This is a genomic window from Psychromonas sp. L1A2, from assembly GCF_009828855.1.
In the GTDB taxonomy this organism is placed as follows: domain Bacteria; phylum Pseudomonadota; class Gammaproteobacteria; order Enterobacterales; family Psychromonadaceae; genus Psychromonas.
Genome location: NZ_WUAG01000001.1, coordinates 2372656 through 2398262, shown reverse-complemented (window position 1 = coordinate 2398262; position 25607 = coordinate 2372656). Strand labels below are relative to the sequence as shown.

The 25607-nt window shown below is 36.2% G+C and carries 20 protein-coding genes and 1 tRNA gene; 10 read left to right on the top strand and 11 right to left on the bottom strand.

From position 1 onward, the window contains the following. Positions 1-85 precede the first annotated feature (85 nt). The 4 genes from lpcA to GQR59_RS10115 all read left to right on the top strand — a co-directional run bounded on the left by lpcA (position 86) and on the right by GQR59_RS10115 (position 4562). Positions 86-661: a D-sedoheptulose 7-phosphate isomerase gene (gene lpcA / locus GQR59_RS10130; RefSeq protein ID WP_160062153.1), complete on the top strand. Its 576-nt coding sequence runs from the start codon at positions 86-88 to the stop codon at positions 659-661. A gap of 9 nt (positions 662-670) precedes the next feature. After that, positions 671-1438 (top strand): class II glutamine amidotransferase, encoded by a 768-nt coding sequence (locus GQR59_RS10125; RefSeq protein ID WP_160062151.1) that lies wholly within the window; start codon positions 671-673, stop codon positions 1436-1438. A 157-nt stretch (positions 1439-1595) separates the two neighbouring features. Further along, positions 1596-2684 (top strand): DNA alkylation repair protein, encoded by a 1089-nt coding sequence (locus tag GQR59_RS10120; RefSeq protein WP_160062149.1) that lies wholly within the window; start codon positions 1596-1598, stop codon positions 2682-2684. 561 nt (positions 2685-3245) lie between these two features. Continuing rightward, complete coding sequence (locus GQR59_RS10115) at positions 3246-4562, top strand: dicarboxylate/amino acid:cation symporter (RefSeq protein WP_160062147.1); 1317 nt, start codon at positions 3246-3248, stop codon at positions 4560-4562. A gap of 165 nt (positions 4563-4727) precedes the next feature. On the opposite strand, the gene cueR is transcribed toward GQR59_RS10115, so the two are convergent. After that, complete coding sequence (cueR, locus tag GQR59_RS10110) at positions 4728-5120, bottom strand: Cu(I)-responsive transcriptional regulator (protein ID WP_160062145.1); 393 nt, start codon at positions 5118-5120, stop codon at positions 4728-4730. A gap of 60 nt (positions 5121-5180) precedes the next feature. Continuing rightward, a complete protein-coding gene (locus GQR59_RS10105) occupies positions 5181-7562 on the bottom strand; it encodes a heavy metal translocating P-type ATPase (protein WP_160062143.1) in 2382 nt (793 codons plus the stop codon). Between the two features lie 241 nt (positions 7563-7803). Between GQR59_RS10105 and dinB the strand changes: the two genes are divergently transcribed. Continuing rightward, positions 7804-8913, top strand: coding sequence for a DNA polymerase IV (gene dinB, locus GQR59_RS10100; RefSeq protein WP_201288047.1), 1110 nt, complete (start codon positions 7804-7806; stop codon positions 8911-8913). Between the two features lie 172 nt (positions 8914-9085). On the opposite strand, the gene GQR59_RS10095 is transcribed toward dinB, so the two are convergent. The 3 genes from GQR59_RS10095 to GQR59_RS10085 all read right to left on the bottom strand — a co-directional run bounded on the left by GQR59_RS10095 (position 9086) and on the right by GQR59_RS10085 (position 12517). Beyond that, a complete protein-coding gene (locus GQR59_RS10095) occupies positions 9086-9517 on the bottom strand; it encodes a universal stress protein (RefSeq protein ID WP_160062141.1) in 432 nt (143 codons plus the stop codon). Between the two features lie 668 nt (positions 9518-10185). Next, entirely contained in the window at positions 10186-10785 is a 600-nt protein-coding gene (locus GQR59_RS10090; RefSeq protein WP_160062139.1) for a MarC family protein, read from the bottom strand. 376 nt (positions 10786-11161) lie between these two features. Then, complete coding sequence (locus GQR59_RS10085) at positions 11162-12517, bottom strand: YjiH family protein (protein ID WP_236546711.1); 1356 nt, start codon at positions 12515-12517, stop codon at positions 11162-11164. A gap of 358 nt (positions 12518-12875) precedes the next feature. Here GQR59_RS10085 and GQR59_RS10080 point away from each other — a divergent pair, with 358 nt between their 5' ends. Continuing rightward, positions 12876-13895 (top strand): GGDEF domain-containing protein, encoded by a 1020-nt coding sequence (locus tag GQR59_RS10080; protein ID WP_160062137.1) that lies wholly within the window; start codon positions 12876-12878, stop codon positions 13893-13895. A 181-nt stretch (positions 13896-14076) separates the two neighbouring features. Continuing rightward, positions 14077-14637, top strand: a complete 561-nt coding sequence (locus GQR59_RS10075; RefSeq protein WP_160062135.1) for a glutathione S-transferase family protein — start codon at positions 14077-14079, stop codon at positions 14635-14637. Positions 14638-14857: 220 nt separating this feature from the next. Here GQR59_RS10075 and pyk read toward each other — a convergent pair whose 3' ends face one another. Together pyk and GQR59_RS10065 are read right to left on the bottom strand one after the other, a co-directional pair. Next, positions 14858-16288, bottom strand: coding sequence for a pyruvate kinase (pyk, locus tag GQR59_RS10070; protein ID WP_160062133.1), 1431 nt, complete (start codon positions 16286-16288; stop codon positions 14858-14860). Positions 16289-16412: 124 nt separating this feature from the next. After that, on the bottom strand, positions 16413-17273 hold the full coding sequence (locus GQR59_RS10065; protein ID WP_160062131.1) for a MurR/RpiR family transcriptional regulator: 861 nt from the start codon (positions 17271-17273) through the stop codon (positions 16413-16415). A gap of 256 nt (positions 17274-17529) precedes the next feature. On the opposite strand from GQR59_RS10065, the gene GQR59_RS10060 reads away from it, so the two are divergent. The 3 genes from GQR59_RS10060 (at position 17530) to GQR59_RS10050 (ending at position 20494) form a co-directional block, all read left to right on the top strand. Further along, on the top strand, positions 17530-18480 hold the full coding sequence (locus GQR59_RS10060; RefSeq protein WP_160062129.1) for a glucokinase: 951 nt from the start codon (positions 17530-17532) through the stop codon (positions 18478-18480). Between the two features lie 107 nt (positions 18481-18587). Beyond that, positions 18588-18675 (top strand) — tRNA-Ser (locus GQR59_RS10055). A gap of 94 nt (positions 18676-18769) precedes the next feature. After that, on the top strand, positions 18770-20494 hold the full coding sequence (locus GQR59_RS10050) for a site-specific integrase (protein ID WP_160062127.1): 1725 nt from the start codon (positions 18770-18772) through the stop codon (positions 20492-20494). 160 nt (positions 20495-20654) lie between these two features. On the opposite strand, the gene GQR59_RS10045 is transcribed toward GQR59_RS10050, so the two are convergent. From GQR59_RS10045 to GQR59_RS10030, 4 genes are all read right to left on the bottom strand, one after another. Continuing rightward, positions 20655-21497 carry a hypothetical protein gene (locus GQR59_RS10045; RefSeq protein ID WP_160062125.1) on the bottom strand — a complete coding sequence of 281 codons (843 nt, stop codon included), beginning with the start codon at positions 21495-21497 and terminating at the stop codon, positions 20655-20657. Between the two features lie 679 nt (positions 21498-22176). Then, a complete protein-coding gene (locus GQR59_RS10040) occupies positions 22177-22638 on the bottom strand; it encodes a ribonuclease H family protein (RefSeq protein ID WP_160062123.1) in 462 nt (153 codons plus the stop codon). Positions 22639-22908: 270 nt separating this feature from the next. Continuing rightward, on the bottom strand, positions 22909-23460 hold the full coding sequence (locus tag GQR59_RS10035; RefSeq protein WP_160062121.1) for a recombinase family protein: 552 nt from the start codon (positions 23458-23460) through the stop codon (positions 22909-22911). Between the two features lie 132 nt (positions 23461-23592). Further along, positions 23593-25047 (bottom strand): KAP family P-loop NTPase fold protein, encoded by a 1455-nt coding sequence (locus GQR59_RS10030; protein WP_160062119.1) that lies wholly within the window; start codon positions 25045-25047, stop codon positions 23593-23595. Positions 25048-25607: the final 560 nt, after the last annotated feature.

The window sequence follows — 25607 nt, the reverse complement described above, 5'->3', positions numbered from 1 at the left end:
AAGAATAAAATATTCGTCACCAGCATCAAGCTGCTGGTGGATAGTTATACCCAAGGTATTAATCTCAATTATGTAAGTAGGTATTATGAATTTATCATTAATTAAAGATGAGTTGTTAGAAGCACAAACGGTCTTATCTGCATTCTTATCAGATCAACAAAATTTACAGAATATCGAAGATGCTGCTTCGTTATTAGCGGAATCTTTCAAAAATGAAGGCAAAGTATTAGCTTGTGGTAATGGAGGCTCTCATTGTGATGCTATGCATTTTGCTGAAGAGTTAACGGGGCGTTATCGTGAACATCGACCGTCGTACCCAGCGATTGCGATTTCAGATGCTAGCCATATTTCTTGTGTCGGTAATGACTACGGATTTGAGTACATATTTGCACGTTACCTTGAAGGCGTTGGCCGCAGTGGTGATGTGTTATTTTGTTTATCAACCAGTGGTAACTCAGGCAATATTCTAAAAGCCATTGATGTTGCTAAATCTAAAGGCATCAAAGTCATTGCTTTAACGGGTAAAGACGGTGGAAAAATGGCTGGACTAGCAGACGTTGAAATTCGTGTACCGCATTTCGGTTTTGCCGATCGCATCCAAGAAGTACATATTAAGATCATTCATATCTTGATCTATTTAATTGAAAAAAAGATGGCTTAGGTTTAAACAATGTGTGAATTATTAGGCATGAGTGCCAATGTCCCAACTGATATCTGTTTTAGTTTCAGTGGATTAGTAAAGCGCGGTGGTGGTACTGGCCCGCATAAAGATGGTTGGGGTATTACTTTTTACGAAGGTAAAGGTTGCCGTAGTTTTAAAGATCCTAGCCCAAGTTGTGATTCTAAAATTGCTGAATTAGTGAAAAGTTACCCTATTAAAAGTAAATCGGTTATCAGTCATATTCGTCAAGCGAACCGTGGTGGCGTTAATTTAGAGAATACACATCCTTTTATTAGAGAGTTATGGGGGCGTAATTGGACTTATGCTCATAATGGCCAACTAACCGGCTATGAAGACCTAGAAATGGGCTACGCTAATCCAGTGGGTCAAACGGACAGTGAGCGTGCTTTTTGTTGGATCATTGATAAATTACACAAAGAGTTTAAACAACCACCTGAAGACATGTTAGATATGTTTAGATTGGTAGCTCGTTATGCCGATCAATTAAAAGCATTAGGTGTTTTTAATATGCTTTTAAGCGATGGCGAATATGTAATGTGTTATTGCACTAATAATTTACATTGGATAACGCGCCGAGCACCTTTTGGTAAAGCCCAGTTGATTGATGAAGATATGACGGTTGATTTCCAAGAAGAAACCTCAGCAACGGATGTTGTGACTGTGATTGCCACTCGTCCATTAACCAAAGATGAAGCGTGGACCAAAATGGAAGAAGGGCAGTTTTGTGTTTTCCATTTTGGTGAACGAGTATTGTAATTAATTCACTTGTTATTAGTCATTTTTATTGGTCTTTTTATTTGTTAATAGTTTGTTCAAAACCATAAGCGAAATAAAAGCTGTTAATGACAAGTGTCCAATTTTATTAAACAAGCCTAACAATAGCGCTGTTGAGTATAAATAAGGTGGCGTATAGATGGCTGATTTATTAAAAGATGTATATAACCATGACTACCTTAACCATGTTGCAAACTCGGTAGCTGATTATTACCCTACTTTTCATAAAAATGATTTTATTGATGCAGTTTTTAATGATGATTGGAATAATAAAGAACTAAAAGCACGCACAGAACATATTGCACACCAGTTAAATACTTTTATTGAACTCGATTATTTACAAACGCTCGCTGTTATTAAACAAGTTTCGCTGCACTTCACTAGCTACAAAGGTATGTTTATTCCTGCTTTTGTTGAATTATTTGGGTTAGATGAATTAACCGCTTCGATCGATGCGCTGGCTCATATTACACAGTTTGCCAGTGCAGAATTTGCCGTTAGACCTTTTATTGAACAATATCCTGAACAAATGCACTGTATCTTATTAGCTTGGACAAAAAGTGATAATCATCATATACGTCGATTAGCTTCAGAAGGAGCACGTCCTCGATTGCCTTGGGCGATGGCATTACCTTCATTTAAAAAAGATCCAAGTTATTTATTACCTATTTTAGAATCTTTAAAAACTGATGAGAGTGAATACGTTCGTCGTAGCGTTGCAAATAACCTTAATGATATTGCCAAGGATCATCCGGATATTGTGATAGATATTGCTCAACGTTGGTTAACAGAAAGTGATTCGATATACACTAAACGCCTTGTTAAACATGCTTGCAGAAGTTTATTAAAACAAGCTCAACCAGATGCGTTAAGTTTATTTGGATTTTTACCGCCAAAAGACATAGAAGTTATCGATTTTGTTACAGATGAAAATGTACAACTTGGTCAAATGCTTCATTTTTCTTGTCAGCTACAACATCAAAAAAGTTTACCTCTCAGTAAATTGCGTATTGAATTTGCGATTGATTTTATGAAAAAAAATGGCAAACAAGCACGTAAAATATTCCAACTTTCTGAAGCGATTATCCCTCAACACAATAAAATGATTTCGAAATCATTTAGTTTCAAAAAAATCTCCACAAGACAATATTATGGTGGACAACATACTGTTGCAATCCTTGTTAACGGCGTGCAATTAGCCTCTGCCGACTTTTCTTTGATAAATTAATATTTTCTTATCTGCCTGTTATTATGGTATATACCCGTTACCGTTCAATGTACTTTGTTCAGTCGTTAGCTTGGACTCCAAATCAACGCGCAACATGATCACAAGGACGAGTCCTTATCGAAGGTTGCAACGCTGAGTTGATTTTCAAGCTAACGACCCAGAGGGCAGGCGGTGAAGTAATACCGATGACATTAAATAAGTTATTTTGATAAGTAAAATAGATCAGTTAATTAGTGTGATTGGTATAAACACCTGCGTTGTTAGAAAGTGTCGGTTTAACCCGTTAGATCTTCCTCTTTCTGCCTAGCATCTGTTCACTTCACCACTTGTTGAATTTTGTACCTTAAATGGTAACGGGTATAGGTACTGCCATTTTAAGCATCAGCCCCTTTATTTTTATGAATATGTCGCATTAATTCAGATATTAGCATTAAGACAATACGAGAAAACCGACTTGTTTGTAATGGATTACGAGAAAGATTTAATACTCATACTCCTAGTGCGATATTGCAATATTTATAGAAATTTAAAGGGTAATTTTATGAAATATAAGGAATTATTATGACAGAAGTAAAAAATAAAATGTCATTGACCAAGAAAGTCTTAATCGGCATGGCGATTGGCATATTAACAGGGTTCTTAATCCGTACAATCTTTGCTGACGTTGCATTTGTCCAAGATTATATTGTTAATGGGCTATTTTATGTAGGCGGTAAAATCTTTATTGCCACGCTTAAAATGTTAGTTGTTCCACTTATTTTTGTTTCTTTAGTTTGCGGAACAAGCAGTTTAAAAGATATGTCAACATTAGGGCGTTTAGGGGGTAAAACCCTGTCTTTTTATATGGTGACGACTGCGATTGCTATCTCACTTGCTATCTTGATGGCTAATATCTTTGAACCAGGTGTTGGTATCGACTTAGCTCAAGCAACTACCTTTGCATCTAAAGAAGCACCATCGTTAGGCGATGTTATTATTAACATGTTCCCAACAAATCCTATTAGCTCAATGGCTGAAGGTAATACTCTACAAATTATTGTGTTTGCAATATTGTTTGGTGTTGCTATTAGTTCATCTGGCAGCGCGGGTGAACGTGTTGCAGCAACATTTTTTGATCTCAACAAAGTGATCATGAAATTAGTGGTTATGTTAATGAATATTGCACCTTACGGTGTGTTCTTCTTAATGGCGAAGTTATTTAGTGAAATTGGTTTAGATGCGATCTTTAATCTCATTAATTACTTCTTAGTATTAAGTGCGACACTGATTTTGCACGCCTTAATTACTTATAGTACTTTCTTGAAAGTGTTTACAGGATTAAGCCCTGTTAAATTTTTCAAAAAAATGGAAACTGCAATCACTTTTGCATTTTCAACGGCATCATCAAATGCAACGATTCCAGTGACATTAGAAACAGCCACTAAATACCTAGGTGTTAATAATAAGGTTGCTTCATTTACTGTGCCTTTAGGGGCAACTATCAACATGGATGGTACTGCCATCATGCAAGGTGTTGCGACGGTATTTATTGCACAAGCGTTTAATATTGATTTAACTTTATCTGACTATGCAGCGGTGATCATGACGGCTACTCTAGCTTCTGTCGGTACTGCTGGTGTACCGGGTGTTGGTTTGATCATGTTAGCAATGGTATTAAACCAAGTTGGTTTACCTGTTGAAGGTATTGCAATGATCATTGGTGTTGATAGATTGTTAGATATGATCCGTACCGCCGTTAATATTACTGGTGATAGTGTGGTGACTTGTATCGTTGCTAAATCTGAAGGTGAGATGGACGTTGATGTATTTAACGACCCTAATGCGGGTAGAAATGAAGAACGTGTTGAAATAGGCTCGTTAAAAGAAACGAGTAATTAGTTTCCTTTCGATTTGATGATACTTTTCACGAAAGGTATATTTCAATAAAATATTGAGACAAATAAAAACCCAGTTTATTACTGGGTTTTTTATGGTTAGCGATTAATGGTCGTTTTTATTAATGTGTGCTTATTATTAATAATTAAAGATCAGATTTATGATGCTTTAGTCGCGACTAAAGGCATCAATGATACTGCACTCTGAGTGCTCATCACCCGGACACTGCTGAGTTATTTTAGTTAACTGATCCACTATCGCTTGTTGCTGTTTAATGCGTTCCTCAATTTCTTTAATTTTCTCTAACGCTATCTTTTTAACATCGGCGCTGTTTCTATCTTCATTTTCACACAACAACAACAACGCTTTACACTCTTTTAACGTAAAACCAGCTTGCTTTGTTTTATAAATAAAATGCAACTGCTGGGTAATTTCCTTGGTATAAAATCGATAATCATTTTCCTCCCTTGGCGGAGGACTGATCAGACCAATAGATTCATAGTGTCTAATAGATTTGACTGATAACCCTGTCTCTTGAGCTACTTGGCTAATTGACAACATACAGATTCTCCCATATTTAAATAAGTCCGTTAATGAATTTATTAACGGACTTTTATGCGTTTATTTAAGACGAGTACGTTTTAATAACAATGAGTTACTTAATACAGTTAAGCTTGAGATAGTCATCGCTATCGCCGCAATAGTTGGGTTTAAATAACCTAACGCTGCAGCTGGAATCGCTAACGTATTAAATATAAACGCCCAAAATAAGTTCTGACGAATAGTTGACCAAGTTGCTCGTGAAAGTTTAATCGCTACGGCAATCAAGCGAGGGTCATCACGCATTAAGGTCATCGCTGCCGTTTGTTTTGCAACATCACTGCCGCCACCCATCGCAATACTGACATCTGCTTTGGCCAAGGCTGGTGCATCGTTGACGCCATCACCGACCATTGCAACTAATGAATCTTGTTGCAAATCTGATAACTGCTGTAGTTTTTGCTCCGGTGTTTGCTCTGCATAAAAGGTTTTAATACCTAACTGCTTACTCATCGCCTGTACAACACTATGTTTATCGCCACTAAGTAAAATGGTTGATAGACCTAATTTATGAAGATCTTCAATCGCTTCTTTACTCTCTGGACGCAATTGATCTGCAATAACAAAATAACCAATTAAAGTGTGTTGATAACAAACGTAAATAATATTTTGATCTTGATCCACATTCACTGCATGTATCGCAAGTTGTTCGGTTAAATTAATATTAAAACGCGCTAATAATTTGCTATTACCCGCAATAAGATCGGCATCATTAAAGCGACCATGAATACCTTCACCATGAATACTTTGAATATCACTCACTTCGGATGCTTTAACATCAAGTGATTGGCAATGATCTATGACTGCTTTTGCAATAGGGTGCTTACTTGCTTGTTGTAAACCTAATAATAAAGAAAAGAAGTCATTATCAAATGACGTAATATTATCTAAGCTGACTTGTCCTTTAGTTAACGTACCTGTTTTATCAAATGCAATATGGTTAAGCTTATGAGCAAGTTGTAGGGTATTGATATCTTTTATTAAAATACCTTTTTGAGCAGCTAAACCAGTACCTACGACCATCGCAGTGGGTGTCGCTAAACCTAACGCACAAGGACAAGCAATTACTAATACGGCAACACTGTGCATTAAGGCTTGTTCAAAGTCGCCACCGACGAACCACCAAGCACCAAAAGTAATAACTGCAATACCTAAAACGATCGGTACAAAAATAGAACTTATTTTATCGACTAACTGCAAAATAGGGGCTTTACTCATTTGAGCGGATTCAACAAGCTGTATTATTTGGTGCAACTTAGTTTGCTCATTAACGGCGGTACTCTTCATTAATAACACACCATCACCATTGAGTGTGCCTGCAAAAACTTCGTCATCTATATTTTTTAAAATAGGACGACTTTCACCTGTTAATAACGCTTCATCTAAATAACTGCTACCTTCAACAATCACACCGTCAACAGGGACTTTATCGCCTGCTGCAATTTGTATCAGGTCATTAACTTGCACATGTTCAATTAATACACGTTTAAATTCTTTACCTTTTTTAACTAATGCATCGATCGCTTGTAATTGACTTAAGGCACTGACGGCTTTGCTACTCGCTTGCTTAGCGCGAAACTCTAAATATTTACCTAAACGAATCAACACAATGACTAATGCACTGGTTTCAAAATAAAGATGGGCAGTACTGCCTTCTAACAGCATATAAAGACTGAAGAAGTAAGCTGCTGAGGTGCCTAAAACAACTAATACATCCATATTAGCCGAGAAATTTTTGATACTATTCCAAGCGCCTTTATAAAAGCGAGCCCCAACAATAAATTGCAGTGGTGTTGCTAATGCTAATTCTAACCAAGGTGCTAACAATGGCGTGTCACTAAACACCATGTTTATCATTGCTAACCAAAATGGCAAACTTAATAAAACAGCGAACGCTAGACTTAATTTTTCTTGTTGTTGCTTTTTTTGTTCTTGTTGTTGTTTTTTCTGTAATTGTTGTTGTGAAGTAATTGCAATTTTACGTGTTAACTTATAAGGACTTAACGCGATTAACTGTTCAATAAATTGATCATTAATAAAGCTTTCTAAGGTTTCAATGTAAACCATTTGTGTTGCAAAGTTTGCTTTAACATCCAGAACTAATGGATGTTTTTTAAGGGCATTCAAGGTGGTTTCAACACAACTTGAACATGACCAATCAGCTTCAAAACTGATTTGTTGATAATCAGTTTGATAACCCTTTTTTTGTAATACCGATACAACTTCAGTTGCTATCGGAGTGGCTAATGCTGCTTCATCAATAGAGAGTGTCGCTTTTTCTAAAGTGATATTCACGTTGGCTTCAATGCCGTCAATCTCATTAAAAGCAGTGGTTAATTTGCTCGCACATGATGCGCAGTTCATTCCATAAACGGGAAATGTTACTTGTTGTAGTGCTGTCATAGAAGTTACCTCCGGCTTAATGTCTACTCAGAAATTACTGAATAGTTATTTGATAGATAAAGCCTAACCCTTCCCCTAAGGGTAATGTCAAACGTAGCATACAATTTTTATTTGTACTTGTAATTTTTGATTATTACCATAAAATTAACTGGATAAATAAACAGGTTTAAAGTAGATGAAAATGCAATTTAAGAGGTTGTTAAATAGCCATCTTACTTTTATGTCTTAAGGTTGCCCTAATATGTGTGCTGATGTGATCCTCCCTAAAAATAAGGTGACCTCTAAAGTTCAGGTTCAACGTAAAATTGTACATATTGATATGGACTCATTTTTTGCATCTGTCGAGATGCGCGATGAGCCCAATTACAGAGGCATTCCGCTTGCCGTCGGAGGCAGCACACTTCAACGTGGTGTAATAAGCACATGTAACTATGATGCACGTAAATATGGTGTGCATTCAGCAATGCCAACTTCCCAAGCTTTAAAATTATGCCCCCACTTAACCGTGGTACCGGGGCGTATGCAAGTTTATAAAGACATTTCTAAACAGATTCGAGCCATTTTTTTACGCTACACTCAAATCATTGAGCCGTTATCATTAGATGAAGCCTTTCTAGACGTAACAGATTGCAAACAATTACATGGTTCAGCGACATTGATTGCAGAAGCGATTAGAAATGATATCCGTAATGAATTGAACCTGACAGCTTCAGCAGGTGTTGCCCCTATTAAATTTTTGGCCAAAGTCGCGTCAGATATGAATAAACCTGATGGGCAATTTGTGATCCCGCCGAATGAAGTTCAAGGCGTCATTGATATGCTACCCTTAGAGAAAATACCAGGTGTAGGAAAGGTGAGTTTAAAGAAGCTTCACCAAGGCAATTTCTACCTTTGTGAAGATATTAAACATACCGATTATCGTGAATTACTGAGAAAATATGGTCGTATGGGCTTGTCATTATGGAATTATAGCCATGGTATCGATAATCGAGAAGTGATCACTGAACGTGAACGTAAATCAGTCGGCGTGGAGCGTACCTTTTCAACTAATATTTCTACTTTCGATCAGTGCTGGGAGTTCATTGAACAAAAGCTTTATCATGAATTAGATAAACGATTAGAGCGAGCTTCTCCATCGAAAGAGATCACAAAGCAGGGCATTAAGGTAAAGTTCGCTGACTTTCAATTAACAACGATAGAGCATGTACAAACGCAATTAGATCTCGCCCATTTTCGTGAACTTCTGCAAGAAATACTTCAAAGGCAAAAAGGTAGAGAGATTAGATTGCTTGGCCTCAGTGTCATGTTAAAACCTGAAGTAAAAGAACAACAACTTAAGTTAGACTTTTAACCTTTCTTAAATTCAGATAAACAATGCAATTCGTTTGTTAAGTGTCGTTGATTATTCCAGAGAAAATGTCAAATAAGCAACACAAGCTGAAGTCGGCTGAGTTGCTTTTAGATTGAAATAAAAACTAACTCAGCCTTATTACGCCAACACTAACCAATTAAATTAATTTAATCTAATCTAATCTAATCACCAAGGTTGATGCAGGAGATTTACGCACAATTCTTGAGGCATTTGGCCCAATTAATCGGTCGATCACATTCGGTTTATGTGCCCCTAATACAACCAAGTCAATTTTTAACTTTTTAATATTGTTCAATACCTGTTCATAAACAACGCCTACTTCAACAATACATTTAATTTTTTCTTGATTGGGCAAAGTGGTTTTGACCAGTTCACGAAGTTCTTCACTTGCAGCTAGTGCTGCTTTTCGTAGCGTACCTTCTTTAAAAAATGAGCCAACCCAAGAAGATCTGTAATCAGGTATCACGGTAATGATCGTCAGTTTTGCGTCATCCAGACTCGCTTGTTTTTCTGCTTCTATTAATATCGCAGCAGCTTCTTTTAAATAAGCTAAATCGATGGAACAAAGAATGTGCTTTTTCATATGAAAATCCTTCTCATGTTGAGTCTTATTGTTGGGCTTAAGTCTTACTGGCAACTGAGTTCATTACTTTATTATTCAACTTTTAATTGTTGAAATTGATTTTAAATTACCTTGTAAATCGCCTTTTCAATTTACTTTTAAATCGATTATTTACATTGAGTCTTGAAAGAAAATTGAATAAATATAGTTTGAATCATCTCATTTACTTTCTTATTGATATTGCGCAATAACTTAGTGTTGAATGATTGATTATACCGATTACATTAAATAAATGTTCTAAATTTTGCGCAGGAAAATGACTTAGTTTAAGACGTAAATTGAGGCCTTTCAAAGATTAAGTCGTTAATCGTCTATCGGAGAATTAATCAAAAGAGGTTAATTAGTGTGATTGGTATGATCTAAACAGTATATAGAGTATGTATGATTTAATTATTTTGACTTTTACATCGCTAGAAAGTTGTCATAAATACTATGGAAGTGTTGAGAAAGAAGGTGAATTACATTAAAGGTATTTAAGCAATAACGATAACTTCTGTTAACAATTAACGGTAATTGTTGTTAGCAAACCATGTTCCATCTGCTAAAAAACAACCCCAATAAAACCAGTAGTTTATTGGGGTTAAAGCAAATTTATGTCTTCGAGCGATTAAAGATTGAAAAACTATTCACTACATCGAAATATTACGAATGCCTTCATAAATAAACTGTATTGCTAATGCAGCAAGGATAACACCTAAGAAACGACGTAATATTTCATCACCCGTTTTACCAATCATTTTCTTAAGGTATTTAGAGGCAACCATAGCGACTAAAGTGATGATTAAGACACTCACAATCGCAGCACTCACGGAAAGGATTGAATCATTGCCTTCGGTATTTTGTGAGAACAAAAGAATCGCTAAAGTTAATGTGCCAGGGCCTGCCAATAAAGGTATCGACATGGGGAATACTGAAATATCAGAGTTTTTGTCTGTGTTAGTAAACTTCAACTCTTGAGTGATCATAATAAACGCAGTGTAAAACAGTAATAAACCACCTGATATACGCAGTGAATTGATATTAATACCCAGCTGTGAGAACAAAGCCTCGCCATAATTACCAAATAAAATAAGGGTAATACCACTAATAATAACGGACTTTACTGCCATTAAATTACGGTGTTTTTGGTCACTACTCGCTGTTAATGAGTTAAAAATTAATGCTGAACCGATAGGATCAATGATGACTAATAAACCAGTCATTGCGTGAAGATATAATGCAATATCCATGTTGCTTTCCTTTGCGTGTTAATTGAATACCAATCTAAGTCATTATCTAGTCATTTATGCTGGTTAAAATGAATTTTAGCTTCGTTATTGATTTTGTAATGAGAATACTAGTTACTGCAATCAACGCCTTGCTATCATCCATTTTCCCTAACGCCTAAATAGACCAATAATTTATCCAGATTGGTATCAATACGAGCATGTTTAAGATTCTTGAACACTTAAATGGATGCACTTAGACTTAACGTTAAGTACATCCATTTAATATAAAAAAGCGAATGATAACTGGCTTGTTATCATTCGCTTTTATCGTTTACTATCAATCTGTTTTGACTGTCTTTTACTTTACTTCATTCTACGTTCTTATCTTAGCAATGAATTAAAATATAAGATGTGCGATAGCAGTAATAACTGGCAACGTTACCAAGGTACGTAGAATAAATATAATAAATAATTCGCTAATGCTAACCGGAATTTTACTACCTAGCAATAATGCGCCCACTTCACTCATGTAAATTAACTGTGTTACCGACATCGCCGCAATAATAAAGCGTGTCATATCTGATTCAATAGACGCCGCTAAAATCGAGGGAAGGAACATATCTGCAAACCCAACCACAATGGTTGTTGATGCTTGCTCTGCTTCCGGTATTTGTAATAACTCAAGTAACGGAATAAATGGCATACCAAGGTAATTAAAGATTGGCGTATATTCAGCAATCATCAACGCAACAGTACCAATTGCCATCACCACAGGAATAACACCAAACACCATATCAATGACATTTTTGATGCCATCTTGTAATGTTGATTTTATACCATTAGATTGCTCTGCACGGGTTAATGCTTGATGGAATCCCCATGATAAAACATGATGGCCTTCAGGCGTTTTCTCATCGTTTTCTTGACGAACTGAGCCATCAATATAAAGATCTTTTTTATTGCGTAGAGGAGGTAATTTAGGCACAACAATCGCCGCCACAATACCCGCAGCACATACCGCTAAATAGAACGGTAAAAATAAGTACTCTAATTTAACTTGTGAAATAACCACCAAAGAAAAGGTAATTGAAACCGCAGAGAAGGTCGTGCCAATAACCGCCGCTTCACGTTGAGTATAAAAACGTGACTCATACTGTTTGCTCGTCATTAAAATACCAACACTACCATCGCCTAGCCAAGAGGCCATACAGTCAATTGCACTGCGACCCGGTAAGTTAAATACTGGTCGCATCACTTTTGTTAACAAAGTACCAAATAACTCTAATAAACCAAAGTTCAATAACAAAGGTAATAACAGCCCAGCCAAAAAGAAGACACACAGTAAAACTGGCAATAAATCATTTAATACCAATGCGCCGGTATTCGAAGAATAGATCATTTCAGAGCCAAAGCGCCAATAAGTTGCGGCAATGAAAAATGCACCTAATAATCGAATCGCTAACCAAACAGGGCTAACGTTTAATAAACCGTGGATAAATTTAGATTGTTGTAAAATAACCGGATTAAACAACTTACAAATTAAGCTTAATACCGCGGTAATTAACACGACCAAAGTCACGATCAAAGTAATCGAATCGCCTAAAAAAGCTTGCAACGCTTTTGAAATAATCGCAATCGGTATCGTCAGTGCATTATCGTATTGAATTGGTGCCATAAACAATATCAATCCAACCAATGATGGAAGGATAAAAGTTAATATTGTGCCTAGCGTAAATGATTTTCTTTCTGTCACTCTGTTTTTACCTTTACTTAAAATTAAGTTGCATAATTAGTAGGAATAAATAGCGCCATAATGCGCAGGGGCGCAAGAATACTTGCTTTATAATGTCTTGTAAATGTACATGTGATAACAATTATTGAGCAAGATCAGTAAAAATAGGTTTTACATTTTTTGTATTTAAAATCAGACTCTTAAAAGTTATTTATAAGTAAATTAAAAATATTTTCAATTAAATTTTTGTTGCGCCATGTCTAATTATCAACTTATAACTTCATATAATGTTTTCTAATAAACTATTTTTATACATAGATACCTCTTTAGGGTTTATAATTTTAAACAATAAATTCATGGATAGATAAGAAAGTGACCGATGAGCAAAGAACTAATTGTAGAATCTGCGAATAATTTAAAAAAAGCATTGCCGTTAATGATGAAATACTCAGTGCCTACTACACCAAGTAATTATGCACTTTGGTATCATTATGTGGCTGAAAAGAATTTAGCTTTAAAAGAGTCGATGGATCATCTATTAGCTTCCTCCAGCATTTGTCCGCCAATTCAAGCAGAATCATTATATAGAGAACATGTTAGCTCTCCTTTAGAGGCTGATACTTGGGAATTTCGTTCAACTATTGAAAAAATGATGACGCAGCTTGATCAGTTAGTAACAGATACACATTCTGACACTAATGAATTTGCTCAATCCTTTGAAAAAAATGTCGCCAACATTAGTAAAGTCGAAGAAGAAGGGTGGTCACTTGATGAAGTGGTTGGCTTGCTAAAAACATTAGAGAAAGATGCAAAACACATGCGCAGTGCAACGCAGTTTTTTGGTAATAGTTTAGCGATGGCAACCAAGGAAATTGGAAATTTAAAAGTACAGTTAGCGGAGAGTCGTAATGCCGCTATGTATGACTCCTTGACGGGGTTGTTTAATCGTTATGCATTTGATACTGAATTATCTGCCTACCTACAAGCGGATACCAAAGGCTTATGCCTTATTCTTTGCGATATCGATCACTTCAAAAAGTTTAATGATACTTGGGGACATTTATTGGGTGACCAAGTATTAAAGGCAGTAGGTCGAAAAATTAATGAAAGTATGCGAGACGAAAGCACTGCTTACCGTTTTGGTGGTGAAGAGTTTGTGATGTTATTACCTAAAACGAACATTCGCATTGCTCGACACTTTGCAGAAGCGATACGCAAAAAATTAGAAAAATTATCATTAAAAGACAAACGCTCAGGCCAAGTCATTAATAGTATTACGGCTTCATTTGGTGTTGTTGAAAGTAAACCTAATGAAACGATCACTGACTTTATTGCACGTGCAGATGAATACCTCTACAAGGCTAAAAGCCTAGGACGTAATAGAGTGCTGCCTATTTAACAATGAATGATAACGGTAATAGTTTGATACTAGCGCTAAATCTGAACCATTAGTTACATTAATAGATTTAGCTAGTTGACTAATAATTATTATGCCCATAAAGTAAGTTTCCTTTACAGTGTTAGTTGTTATACATTGTTGTTTATCATCATAAATTGTCATTTTAAATGTAAGGTCTCCTATGGAATTATACGGTAGCTATACTTCACCTTTTGTTCGCCATTGTCGTATTGCTTTGTTACAAACAAAGCTTGATTGTGACTTTATTGAAATAGATGCAACGCAAAGTGCTGAATTATCTCCCACTAAAAAAGTACCGCTATTAATTGATTGCGAATTAAAATTAACAGATTCAACCTCAATTTTAACGCATATCTATGAGCTAGCTGGCGAAGGTTTTTTAACTGATGTGGAAGAAGTAGAGCTATACCATATGACCAACACAGTGCTAGATGCGTGTGTTAATTTAGTCATGCTAGGTAAGTTTGACGGAATAACGCCTGAAAAAAGTGTTTACTTAACACGTCAACAAAAACGCATTGAATCTGGATTAGCGGCGATTAATGACAAAAGCTTTAGTGATGCATTACCACTGACAGATGCTGAAACAAGATTAGCTATTTTTCTAGATTGGGCTCTATTTAGAAACCTTATCTCATTAGAAAGCTACCCTGAGTTACAGAAAGTATTAGATCTTGCTAACACTGATCCAATGTTTTCAGAAACAGCACCAAAAGAATGATCACCTTATTAATTCTTTTGGTATTAGCTATGCCTTAAGCTTAGCGTTTATGTTTTAAAGAGTAATAAAAAGCCCCACTATTGATAGTAATAGTGGGGCTTTTTAAATTTATCACATTAAAATGGTCGTCTTTACCGATTTCGTTAAATAAGTAAAATAGATCTCTTAATGAGATCACTTAGATTCAAATAATTAGTGTGACTGGTATTATTAGACTCTATTAAATTTTAATGATTTTACAAGTGTTTGTAGAGCCTTGCTCATTATCATCACCGTGTGTTAACAAGATTAAATCACCTGTTTTAATTAAGTTTGCTGCTTTTAATGTATCTAATGCATTTGCAATAAACTCAACACTACTTGTCGTTGTTGATTCAAATTTAACCGGTGTCACCCCACGGTATAATGCACAATAGTTCAATGTTTGCTGATTACTCGATAAGGCATAAATCGGTAAACCTGAACTTAAGCGAGACATTAATAGTGGCGTAGATCCTGAAGCTGTCAGTGCAACAATCGCCGTTACACCGTTAGTATGGTTCGCAGCATACATAGTCGTCATGGCTAATGCTTCACCCGGATCATCAAAAGTATGGTTGATACGGTGATTTGAAACATTAATACTAGGGTGTTTTTCAGCCCCAATACAAACATCACTCATCGCTTTAACCGTTTCAACAGGGTAGTCACCAGCTGCTGTTTCACCAGATAACATAACAGCATCAGTCCCATCAAGTACCGCATTAGCAACATCCATTACTTCAGCACGTGTTGGCATTGGTGCACTGATCATCGATTCCATCATTTGTGTCGCAGTAATAACAACGCGATTCAAACGACGAGCAGTACGGATCATATCTTTTTGAACACCCACTAAACGGGCATCACCAATTTCAACACCCAGATCACCACGAGCCACCATCACAACGTCAGATGCTAAAATAATATCTTCCAGTGCCTCTTTTGTTTCAACCGCTTCAGCACGTTCAACTTTTGCTACAATCTTAGCAAAACAACCTGCTTCTTGAGCGAGCTTACGTGCGTAATGAATATCCGCACCGTTACGTGGGAAAGAAACCGCCAAGTAATCACAACCAATTTCAGCGGCTGTAAAAATGTCTCTTTTGTCTTTATCAGTTAACGCCGCAGCAGATAAACCGCCACCTTGTTTATTAATCCCTTTATTATTAGATAAAGGGCCTCCGATGGTGACAACCGTATGAACCTTGTTACCATTAACAGATTCAACTTTAAGTTGTACTCTGCCATCATCTAATAATAAGACATCGCCAGCGTCTACTTCTTGTGGCAATGTTTTGTAGTCAAGACCAACTTCTTGTTGATTACCTTGGCCTTTTTCAATATCACTATCTAGCGTGAATTTATCACCGATTACTAACTGGATTTTATTGTTTTCAAAAGTAGATACACGAATTTTGGGGCCTTGTAAGTCACCCATGATCGCCACTTCTTTGCCTAATCTGACCGCGATTTCTCTTACTTGCTGTGCACGTTTTACATGATCCGCAGCTTCTCCGTGAGAGAAGTTCATACGAACCATATTAGCGCCAGCGGCAATGATTTTTTCTAAATTATTATCGCGATCCGTTGCAGGGCCTAAAGTAGTTACTATTTTCGTACGTCTTGCCATGTTAACTCCTGTTACATATAAAAAAATATAAGGCTAAAGAGGGTTAATGAACTTATTTTAATTATTCTTTTTCTGTTCTGATTATATTACATTAATGCTTTCACACATTAACACGCTAATACTGTTAATACTCTTCATCACCGGTTTTTTCAAAACGAGAATCTTGAATATCAACTTTTACTTTCTTTAAGTTGTCTCTAAATTTTGCACCACGGCGTAAAGTAAAGCCAGTAGTTAGTACATCAATTAATACCAGCTGTGCAATACGAGAAGACATTGGCATATAAACATCAGTGTCTTCCGGCACACCTAAAGATAGCACCAAATTACTTTGTTCAGCTAACGGCGAATTCGCTTCCGTTAACGCAATAACAAATGCATCATTTTCCCGAGCAAGTTGCGCCACTTCAACTAACAGTTTAGTACGTCCTGTATGAGAAATTAAAACAATCACATCACCTTCACTACTATTAATACAGCTCATACGTTGCATTACGATGTCATCAAAACAAGAAACAGGAATATTAAAGCGAAAAAACTTATTAAGCGCGTCATGTGCAACAGAAGAAGAAGCACCTAAACCGAAAAAAGAAATCTTATTCGCCTGTGTTAACACATCAACAGCACGATTAATGAGGTTAGTATCCAGTCCATTTTTAGCCGTGTTCAAACAAGCCATCGTCGATTCAAAAATTTTCGATGTATACGCTTCAGGACCATCGTCTTCATTTACATTACGGTTCACATAAGGCGTGCCATTGGCTAAACTTTGTGCTAAATGTAGTTTAAAATCAGGGAAACCCTTAGTATCTAAACGACGACAAAAACGATTTACCGTTGGTTCACTCACTTCAGCAGTTTTAGCTAAATTTGCTATGCTAGAGTGAATAGCCGTTTCAGGTGAAACCAGAATCGCTTCTGCTACTTTGCGTTCGGATTTACTAAACGTATCAAGGTTTTTTTTAATTAGCTCTAAAGTGTTCATTTTATTATTTACTCGGTAGTAATAAGTTGGCGACTAGTAATTGGCATGCTGACTGAAAATTTATAACTGAAAATGAAATAAAACTACATAAAAGAACATTTCCAATGACAAAGTATAATAGATAAGTGACGGATTCATGTCATTTTATTACAGGCTAATAATGTTTCAGATCAAAAATTTAAAATTTAACGTAAAGAATTGAGAAATCGATCAGTCTCTTTATCAAACATGATGTTGAATAATCAGGAGTAGGTTTATGTTATCAGTGATTGCAGATGTAGGCGGTACCAATATACGGTTAGCGGTGTTAGACATAGCAACAACAGAAATCTCCAAAGTAAGAGAATACCCGTGTGCACAATTCATTACGCTCGAAGCGGCCATTGCTCAATACTTTACCACTTTTCAAGACCCTGTTATTAACGTGTGTATCGGTATTGCTTGCCCTGTAGAAAATGATCTCGTCACCATGACCAACCTTAACTGGCAGTTCTCAAAAAAAGAATTTAAACATAAGTTTTCACTGAAAACATTACATGTAATTAATGACTATACGGCGATCTCTTTTGCCGTGCCTTTTGTACCAGACCACCAAAAAATAAAAATTGGTGGTGGTGAAGCAGTAACTGATGGTGTCAAAGCGATATTTGGCCCAGGTACTGGCTTAGGTGTTTCACATCTCATCAAACAAGGTGAAAAGTGGGTAAGTTTAGATGGTGAGGGCGGTCATACTAGCTTTGCACCTAATACCTCACAGCAAGCAGACGTTTTATTATTACTACAAGCACAGTTTGGGCATGTTTCAGCAGAGCGCTTATTATCAGGGCAAGGCTTAGTCAATATTTATCACGCACTTTGTCGTTTAGCAGGTAAACAACCTGAATTTTTTGAAGCGGCAGACATTACAAAAGCAGCACTAAATAATGAATGTGAATTAGCCACACAAACCTTAACCTTATTTTGCCAAGCAATGGGCGGTTTCGCTGGTAACTTAGCACTGAGTTTGGACTGTAAAGGCGGCGTTTATATTGCCGGTGGTATTGTGCCTCGTTTTGTTGAATTTTTTAAAAATAGTGAATTCAGAACGTTTTTTGAAGCCAAAGGACGTTTCAAAGACTATTTACAAACTATCCCAACCTATTTAATAACCCATGAAAATCCTGGATTATTAGGCGCATCAGTCTATTTAAGGCAAGAATTGTTATAAATCACGGAATTATGAATGTTAACGGTTGATTTAAAGCACTGAGTTAATTATCATGCGCTCGCTTCATTGATACATCTTAAGTAATAGATTAATTAATGAACATTTACGGAGAATTGGCCGAGTGGCTGAAGGCGCACGCCTGGAAAGTGTGTAAGGGGCAACCCTTCGAGAGTTCGAATCTCTTGTTCTCCGCCACATTCGTTGAGCCCCCGTACTTCGGGAACCTCTTGAAGAACAGGGGCTTAGCACATCAAATGTAACTACCTACAGGTACAAAGCGTAGGTACAAATGAGTATTATGACTTCCCCATACAAACATCCTAAAACTGGTGTTTACTATTTCAGAATGGCTGTTCCAAAAGCGTTAATACCCTTTGTTGGAAAAACAGTCTTTAAGTCCTCTTTACGAACTAAGAACTTAGCAGAAGCAAAACAGTCTTTTGGAAAGTATCTTGAAGATGCTAATAACCAACTCGCTTTAGCTAAGTTGAAGCTATCAATAGAACCCTCAATTGAACTCACCGTGAGAGACTGCGCAATTATTGCAGAGCGTTGGTATAAGCGCGTTGAGTCCGAGGTCGATACATCTGGTGATTATGCTAGTTTCCTAAAGTATGAGCGTTATGTTTATAAGGATAAGGTAAGGGGTGCGGAGGAGCGTCTCCATGTGTTCGGTTTATCTGATACGTTTTCAATACGTGGTCGTGATGTTGTACAAGCTACTGAAGATGAATTTCAAGAGCTTTCTGATGGTCTGAAAGGTTTTATTGTTGACCAGCTAGATCGTGATGGTTTAGTAATCCCGCCTATCAGTGATTCATTCAGACTTCTAGTGATAGCGTTTTATGATTATGTCTATCGAATAGAAGCCTTATGTAGAGCTCGTCATGAGCGTGACTTTGGTTATAACCCGATTATCAACCCTATAGCTAAAGAACCTTTATCTAACTCACTAGGGACAGTAGGTAAGGTTACAAATCCTACAAATCTTATAAAGACAAAAAACTCATTATCTAATGTATTTCTGCGTTATAAAGATTCAGAACTTCTCAATGGTAAAAAGATGAAAACCTTGGATGAAACTGGTCTACAGATGAATCGACTTATTGATATTATTGGTGATATTGATGTGAGTGAGGTGAGTCGAGCTGATATCGTAGAGTGCAGAAATACTTTGTTACAACTTCCAAAGTTAAAAACAAAATCAATCAGAAGTCTTCCTTTATTAAAACAGATTGAGCAAGTTAAAAAAGAAGGGCTTGAAAAGATTAGTCCTACTACTGTTAAAAACGGATTGAAGAAACTATCTCCAGTATTTAGTTTTGCTGTTGAATTAGGTTTAATAAATACGAATCCTGTTATAGGAGTGAAACCCCCTAAAGCTAAGGAAAAATTAGAGTGTGACGAAGCTAAAGACTATACAACTGCTGAAGTAGAGTTGATATTTAGTGCTGATGTGTTTAAAGATGCGAATGCTCATAAACCTTATGGAATGGCTTGTTACTGGACTCCATTAATGTGTAGATATACTGGTGCAAGAATTGAAGAAATGGCACAGCTTGATAAATCAGATATTGTTAAACATCAAAATGGGATTTATTATTTCAATATTCGTAGGGGTGAGAGGCAGAGTGTTAAATCAAACTCCTCTTTAAGGCATCTACCAATTCCTGAACATCTTATTGAATTAGGTTTTCTTGAATATGTGGAAGCTTCTCAAGGTCGTTTATTTCCAGACCTTAAAGAAAATAAATATGAATCAAAATCATCCTATTTATCCAAATGGTGGAGCAATGTGGTAGAGGAACTAGGGGTCTCTACTAAGCAACCCTTTCATGCCTTTAGGCATACCTTTAAAACTATAATGCGTAGTTTAGAGGTTTCTGACACTATTAGTGATGCTATTACTGGGCACTCGCCAAAGGGGGTGGGAGCGTCTTATGGTACGGTTGAACTAACGATTAAAAAGAAAGTAATTGATCGAGTTCCTCGTCTTGATTTAACTAGATTATAAGCTGTTATTCTGATGATACTCCGCTTTTGTACATTCATCGGTCTACTTACTTATTAGTTAATACCTAGCGCAATATCCCACCAGCTTATTAACTTTTAGATTTCTTTCTGTGTTACTGCTGGTGGTTTTTAGCGTTAATATTTGTTTATTTTAGCTATGTTTAAAAACGCTCTTCAATGATTTTTTTATTAAGATCTTCGCTGCTCATGGTAAGGTCTACCTCATCAACAGGTTTACCCCAGAAGTGTGTTATGAACATGCCTAGTTTGCCTGACTCTATTGCTTTATTTGCTTTCTTCAATATTTCATAAGCTGTCTCTTGGTCTTCTTCTGCTAATGCTCCTTCCGTCTCCTCGGAGTCTTCAGGCATTGTCCAGTCAGTGTGTTTTTTTAACTCGTCACGGCTTGGTTTAAGCATTGGTAGGTTTGTGATAGGGTGTTTGGATACGTTGCTTCCATTCTTAAAGAATCCTGCTTCAATAATTTGTCTTCTGAGTTTACGCCAAGTACCTATGGTCGATTCAGCTAGACCTAATATTTTTACAGTCTCTTTCTTACTTGGCTCTTTGTCCCGCTGCATTAGATTAAGGAATTGCTGCCATTTTAGCTCATCCCTTTGGCTATTCGTTAACTGTAACGCGTTGTGCTCTGTGTTGATTGTTAGAGCTCTTTCAAGCGGCACGCCTTCAGTGTATACCTTTACTGTGATTTGTTTATAGCGGCCTCCTTTGGTTCTCTCTTTGATCTTGGAATAAGCCGCGTATCTATGGAATCCATCCACAATGATATATTGTTCTTTGTTATTAAGGTCTTCTATTACTTCAATGGGAGCAAGCCTAGCCCTTTTGTTATCGCTAAGGGTCTTAATAATGCCTTTAATATGATCCTTAGATGCACGATCTTGGTTTTCTTTTTCACCGTATGGGGCTGTCCTCGGGTCTCTCACTTGGTATCTTTTATCTTCTGCATTGATTGCTGATAGTGCTATTTTTCTACTTTCCATTTGGGTGTTTATTCCTCTTGTTATTATAATTATGGACGAGGCTATACATCAAAATATAGGGTAATATAAGGTGTATACCCAGTTATTTGTCATGAAAGCCAATTAAGATGCTGATATTATTGGGTTTATGTTTTTTTGTGTTGTGTCTTTGGTGTAGTCTAAATTTATTTGTGACTTCCTTTTAGGGTCTTCTCCTTGTTACCTCCACGCGTTACAACTACTGCCGATAAATAACTACAATCAAACGTCAAGGTGTCTCGGTGTGCCTATGTGCTGTATGACGGCAGTGGTCAACTCCTCATTTAAACCTTGAGGCTATCGTTGTGCTGTAGGAGAGCATAGGGGGGAGGGGTGAGGCATTGGTACGCCCATGACGATTGCATCGTTTAGTTCCTTTTATACAAAACGTGTTTTTAAAAAGTTAATTTTTTATGGTTAAGCAATTGGTTATTTAAAAAAGGTTGGTTTTAATTAACTAGGTTTTAAATAGTTCTGTTAGCTTCGTCTATAGTATCCATCGCTAAGACCTCTATATCTGAAATAATATAAGATGAGCAACAGCCGCAGAGAGACCATAAGTCTACAGATTCATTAATGTTAGCGTAGCCACATTCAGTACAGTTGTGTGACTCTATATGTTTATTACTATTCATTTGTTCTTTCCTTATTGATTTGATTCTTAGTGTTTCTTTATTGCTCTAGCATCTCTAGCTAAAGCTTCACTTTTAGCAAGCTCTCCTTGTCCTCTATCACCTCTTATCCAATTTATATCCATAGACTGGTTCAACTCATCCAATTGGATCCATAGGTCTTTATTTAATACTGGATTTTTGGTACTAGTTTTCCATTCTTTAAGTTTCCAGTTTTTAATATGTTGTGTAATACCCTCAATAACATATTTACTAATAGTAGTGATGTGTATCTTCTTATTTGAATTATTTTTCTTAATTATCTCTAAAGTTTTAATCGCAGAAATTAAGGCCATTTGGTTACTAGTGGTATGTGCCATTGAGCCATATCTTTCTATGCGTTTATTTGTACGTATTAATACTGCTCCCCAACCACCTGATTGAGCTTGAACTGTGCATGAAGCACTAATGTATGCTTTTACTATTTCGTTAGTTTCTACTGTTGTTTTCATATTTTTCCTTATGTATTAATTGAGTAATTATATTGTTATCTGCAAACTTAATGATGTTTGACGGTGCGCAGATTAACAGTAGCTAATATCCATGTAAAGTACTGATAACAAAGCTTTATATTATATTTTTGTCAAAAGGTAACAATGCGAAATAGTCAACAAAGTGCAACTAATTTTAAAAATAGGGGGGTTGTAAGAGTTGATTTAGATTAATTGAGAGCATGAAATTATGTAAACCTCATGCACTTGAAATGAATGCTTAAGTAAACTCTATTTACCTAAAGCTCTTTGTACAGTGGAAAGAGATACACCAACCTGACTTGCTATTTTTCTTAAAGAAACACCCAGAGATCTTAACTCTGAAATACGCTGGTGGTTTGTCTCGTTGACTGGTCTCCCTTTGTATTTCCCTTCAGCTTTAGCCTTCTCAATACCTTCTTGACGTCTCTCTTGAATCATTGCTAATTCAAATTGAGCAACTGCTCCTAGCATATTCAGCATTAGTTCTGACATGTGGTCACTACCACCAGCGTTAAAGCTTAGGTTTTCCTTATGGAACCTCACGCTAACACCTTGATTGTTCCAGTCGTTAATTAACTGCTTTAAATCAACTAAGTTCCTCGCTAGGCGGTCAATACTATGGACATGGATAGTGTCACCTTCACGAACATATTCTTTAAGTTCGTTTAGTGCTGGGCGCTTAGTTGAACCACCAGTGCATTTATCAATGAAAGTTTTATCGAAAGAGATACCTGTTTCATTAAGTTGGCGGTCTGTGTTCTGCTCAGTAGTTGAGACTCTAAGGTAAGCTATACTTGTCACTTGATGTACCCGTTTGGTTTTAAGAGGTCACAAATATTACTGTACCCAATATATAAAATCAACCCTAAAGGGTACTGTTTGATCAGTCTTTGACCGTAGTCATTTGGGTATACCTAATGGATACAATAAAGGCTATTCTAAAGTTCCAGCTAACTCTATTGCTCGTTTCATGTCCTCCCATACCCAGTACTTACAATTCTTTTTATTATCTTCAGATGAAAACTGTATATTTTTAGCACTGCCTTCAATAAAATTTTGATAGATGTCACTGTGTTCGTAAGTTATAGACGCTCTAAGATCTCTTATATTTATAAAGCTAATTTTCGTAAATGTTTGACCAATTCTATCTGTATTATTTGTTTCTGTAGCCGTAATACTATCCATAGATATCTTTATGTATTTTTGTAATGTGAGATCATTTGATATTTTATAGTTTGCATTATTAATCAAAATTTCTGGCGAGTTAAAGTTAGTTCTTTCATCATACGTCTTCTCTGACTTGTCGTGCTCAATTAGTCCTACAAGTAAAGCGAGGATATTTATGTACTGTTGTTTAGATGCGTTAGAGGCTAAACGTAAGCAAGATTCAAATTTATTCATTAATTGATCAATATCTCTTATATGCAAGTTGTATGCTTTAGATAGGAGAGCAACACTTTTGTTGACTGATACTTCAATTGATTGTCGTTCCATAAGTGGGAATAAGTTTAACTTAGAATATTTTGAATAGTCTATTGTATAAGCGTTTAAGTAACGCTCTATATCAGGCTCTGGTAATGTTGCTTTTCTATCAAAAAACCTTTTAAGATAATCTTTAGATTCGAAGCCTTGTCCATAAACGGCTTTAATAGAGTGCGATAACTGTTCTGTATCTGTTGCAACAAGAAAAACCATATTATCTGTTTTAAAGAAATGCTTTATTACTTCTAACATCTCAATTGCATAAGTGGGGCGGCAGCGGTCCAGCTCATCGAGTAGTATGACAACAGGGATATTAGCGAAGTAAGTTTCGTTTAATATTTTTGCAAGCTCAGAAAGAGAGTCCCTTATAGCTTTTATTGCATCCATTTGTTCTGAGTATTCGTTTACTATCGTATCAATATACTTTGTTGGCTCGCTTTCTAACATTGTAGATACCACTGTAGCACCTATTGTAGGCGTGCCTGTTGTAGCTATTGAAGCCAGACCAGCTAATCCTATTGTTAATCCTTTCATTATTTTTTCTATATGAATTTTTGTATTGAGTACAGAAGTCTCTTTTTCAATGCCTTTCACTAATCTAGATAGTTGTCCTAATAATTCACTAATTACGACTGCTAAAGGCTCTTTAGATAAATCGCTTTCCCATGCATTTATATATATAACAGGGTGCCTTTGTGTTATGAGGTGCGTATATATTCTTTTAAGAAATTCTGTTTTGCCAGCCCCCCAAGCACCGTTTAAATTGAGTACGAACCCGTCTTTTTCTCCAGTAATATAATCACATATAAATTCACCGTATTCTTTACGATTTAATTTACAATTATCGAAGTTATGAGTTTCTTTCCAAGTTCCAAATTTAGCATCGTTAAAAAGTAGTTCTGACATTATTACCTAATAAAAATTGATGAGTTATTTACATATAATAACCTAAATTTGATGAATTGTAGGGAGGAGTTATATACATAGTTATAAATACATTTAGGGTACAAATTAGTGGTACAATCTCGTAAATCAAGTTATCATTAACCTATTGATTTTAATAATTTTTATGTTGGTTAGTTACATTCGAGAGTTCGAATCTCTTGTTCTCCGCCACATTAAGTACCGACAAGGTACGAGAAAACCCGCAATGCTTTTACCATATAAGCTTGCGGGTTTTTTTATGCCTGAAAAGCGCTTTGTTGTGGCTAACTCAGAAAGAGGCAAAGAGAATTACTTCTTTCTATTGAGTCTCTATATCGTTATGAGGCACATAGCACCTTAGACTTTGATATTTTCAGGCTTCTCTCACTTGTATCTTCATCAACTGCATTTTTTGACATTGCCGTATTTCCACCGTAATTATTGCAGATTGTCGTGTTTCTGCATGATGTAAACTTTATCTTTCAATTGTAATTTCTTGTTTTACTGTTGAATTAACGTAATATAAATCTATTTTTAATCTA

Excerpts from the sequence above, each read along its gene's own strand:
- GQR59_RS10050 (WP_160062127.1), top strand. The coding sequence starts at position 18,770 with ATGAGTATTATGACTTCCCCATACAAACATCCTAAAACTGGTGTTTAC.
- GQR59_RS10065 (WP_160062131.1), bottom strand. The coding sequence starts at position 17,273 with ATGAACACTTTAGAGCTAATTAAAAAAAACCTTGATACGTTTAGTAAA.
- GQR59_RS10120 (WP_160062149.1), top strand. The coding sequence starts at position 1,596 with ATGGCTGATTTATTAAAAGATGTATATAACCATGACTACCTTAACCAT.
- GQR59_RS10080 (WP_160062137.1), top strand. The coding sequence starts at position 12,876 with ATGAGCAAAGAACTAATTGTAGAATCTGCGAATAATTTAAAAAAAGCA.
- GQR59_RS10090 (WP_160062139.1), bottom strand. The coding sequence starts at position 10,785 with ATGGATATTGCATTATATCTTCACGCAATGACTGGTTTATTAGTCATC.
- GQR59_RS10125 (WP_160062151.1), top strand. The coding sequence starts at position 671 with ATGTGTGAATTATTAGGCATGAGTGCCAATGTCCCAACTGATATCTGT.
- cueR (WP_160062145.1), bottom strand. The coding sequence starts at position 5,120 with ATGTTGTCAATTAGCCAAGTAGCTCAAGAGACAGGGTTATCAGTCAAA.
- GQR59_RS10060 (WP_160062129.1), top strand. The coding sequence starts at position 17,530 with ATGTTATCAGTGATTGCAGATGTAGGCGGTACCAATATACGGTTAGCG.
- GQR59_RS10075 (WP_160062135.1), top strand. The coding sequence starts at position 14,077 with ATGGAATTATACGGTAGCTATACTTCACCTTTTGTTCGCCATTGTCGT.
- GQR59_RS10105 (WP_160062143.1), bottom strand. The coding sequence starts at position 7,562 with ATGACAGCACTACAACAAGTAACATTTCCCGTTTATGGAATGAACTGC.
- GQR59_RS10030 (WP_160062119.1), bottom strand. The coding sequence starts at position 25,047 with ATGTCAGAACTACTTTTTAACGATGCTAAATTTGGAACTTGGAAAGAA.
- GQR59_RS10115 (WP_160062147.1), top strand. The coding sequence starts at position 3,246 with ATGACAGAAGTAAAAAATAAAATGTCATTGACCAAGAAAGTCTTAATC.
- GQR59_RS10040 (WP_160062123.1), bottom strand. The coding sequence starts at position 22,638 with ATGAAAACAACAGTAGAAACTAACGAAATAGTAAAAGCATACATTAGT.
- lpcA (WP_160062153.1), top strand. The coding sequence starts at position 86 with ATGAATTTATCATTAATTAAAGATGAGTTGTTAGAAGCACAAACGGTC.
- dinB (WP_201288047.1), top strand. The coding sequence starts at position 7,804 with ATGTGTGCTGATGTGATCCTCCCTAAAAATAAGGTGACCTCTAAAGTT.
- pyk (WP_160062133.1), bottom strand. The coding sequence starts at position 16,288 with ATGGCAAGACGTACGAAAATAGTAACTACTTTAGGCCCTGCAACGGAT.
- GQR59_RS10095 (WP_160062141.1), bottom strand. The coding sequence starts at position 9,517 with ATGAAAAAGCACATTCTTTGTTCCATCGATTTAGCTTATTTAAAAGAA.
- GQR59_RS10045 (WP_160062125.1), bottom strand. The coding sequence starts at position 21,497 with ATGGAAAGTAGAAAAATAGCACTATCAGCAATCAATGCAGAAGATAAA.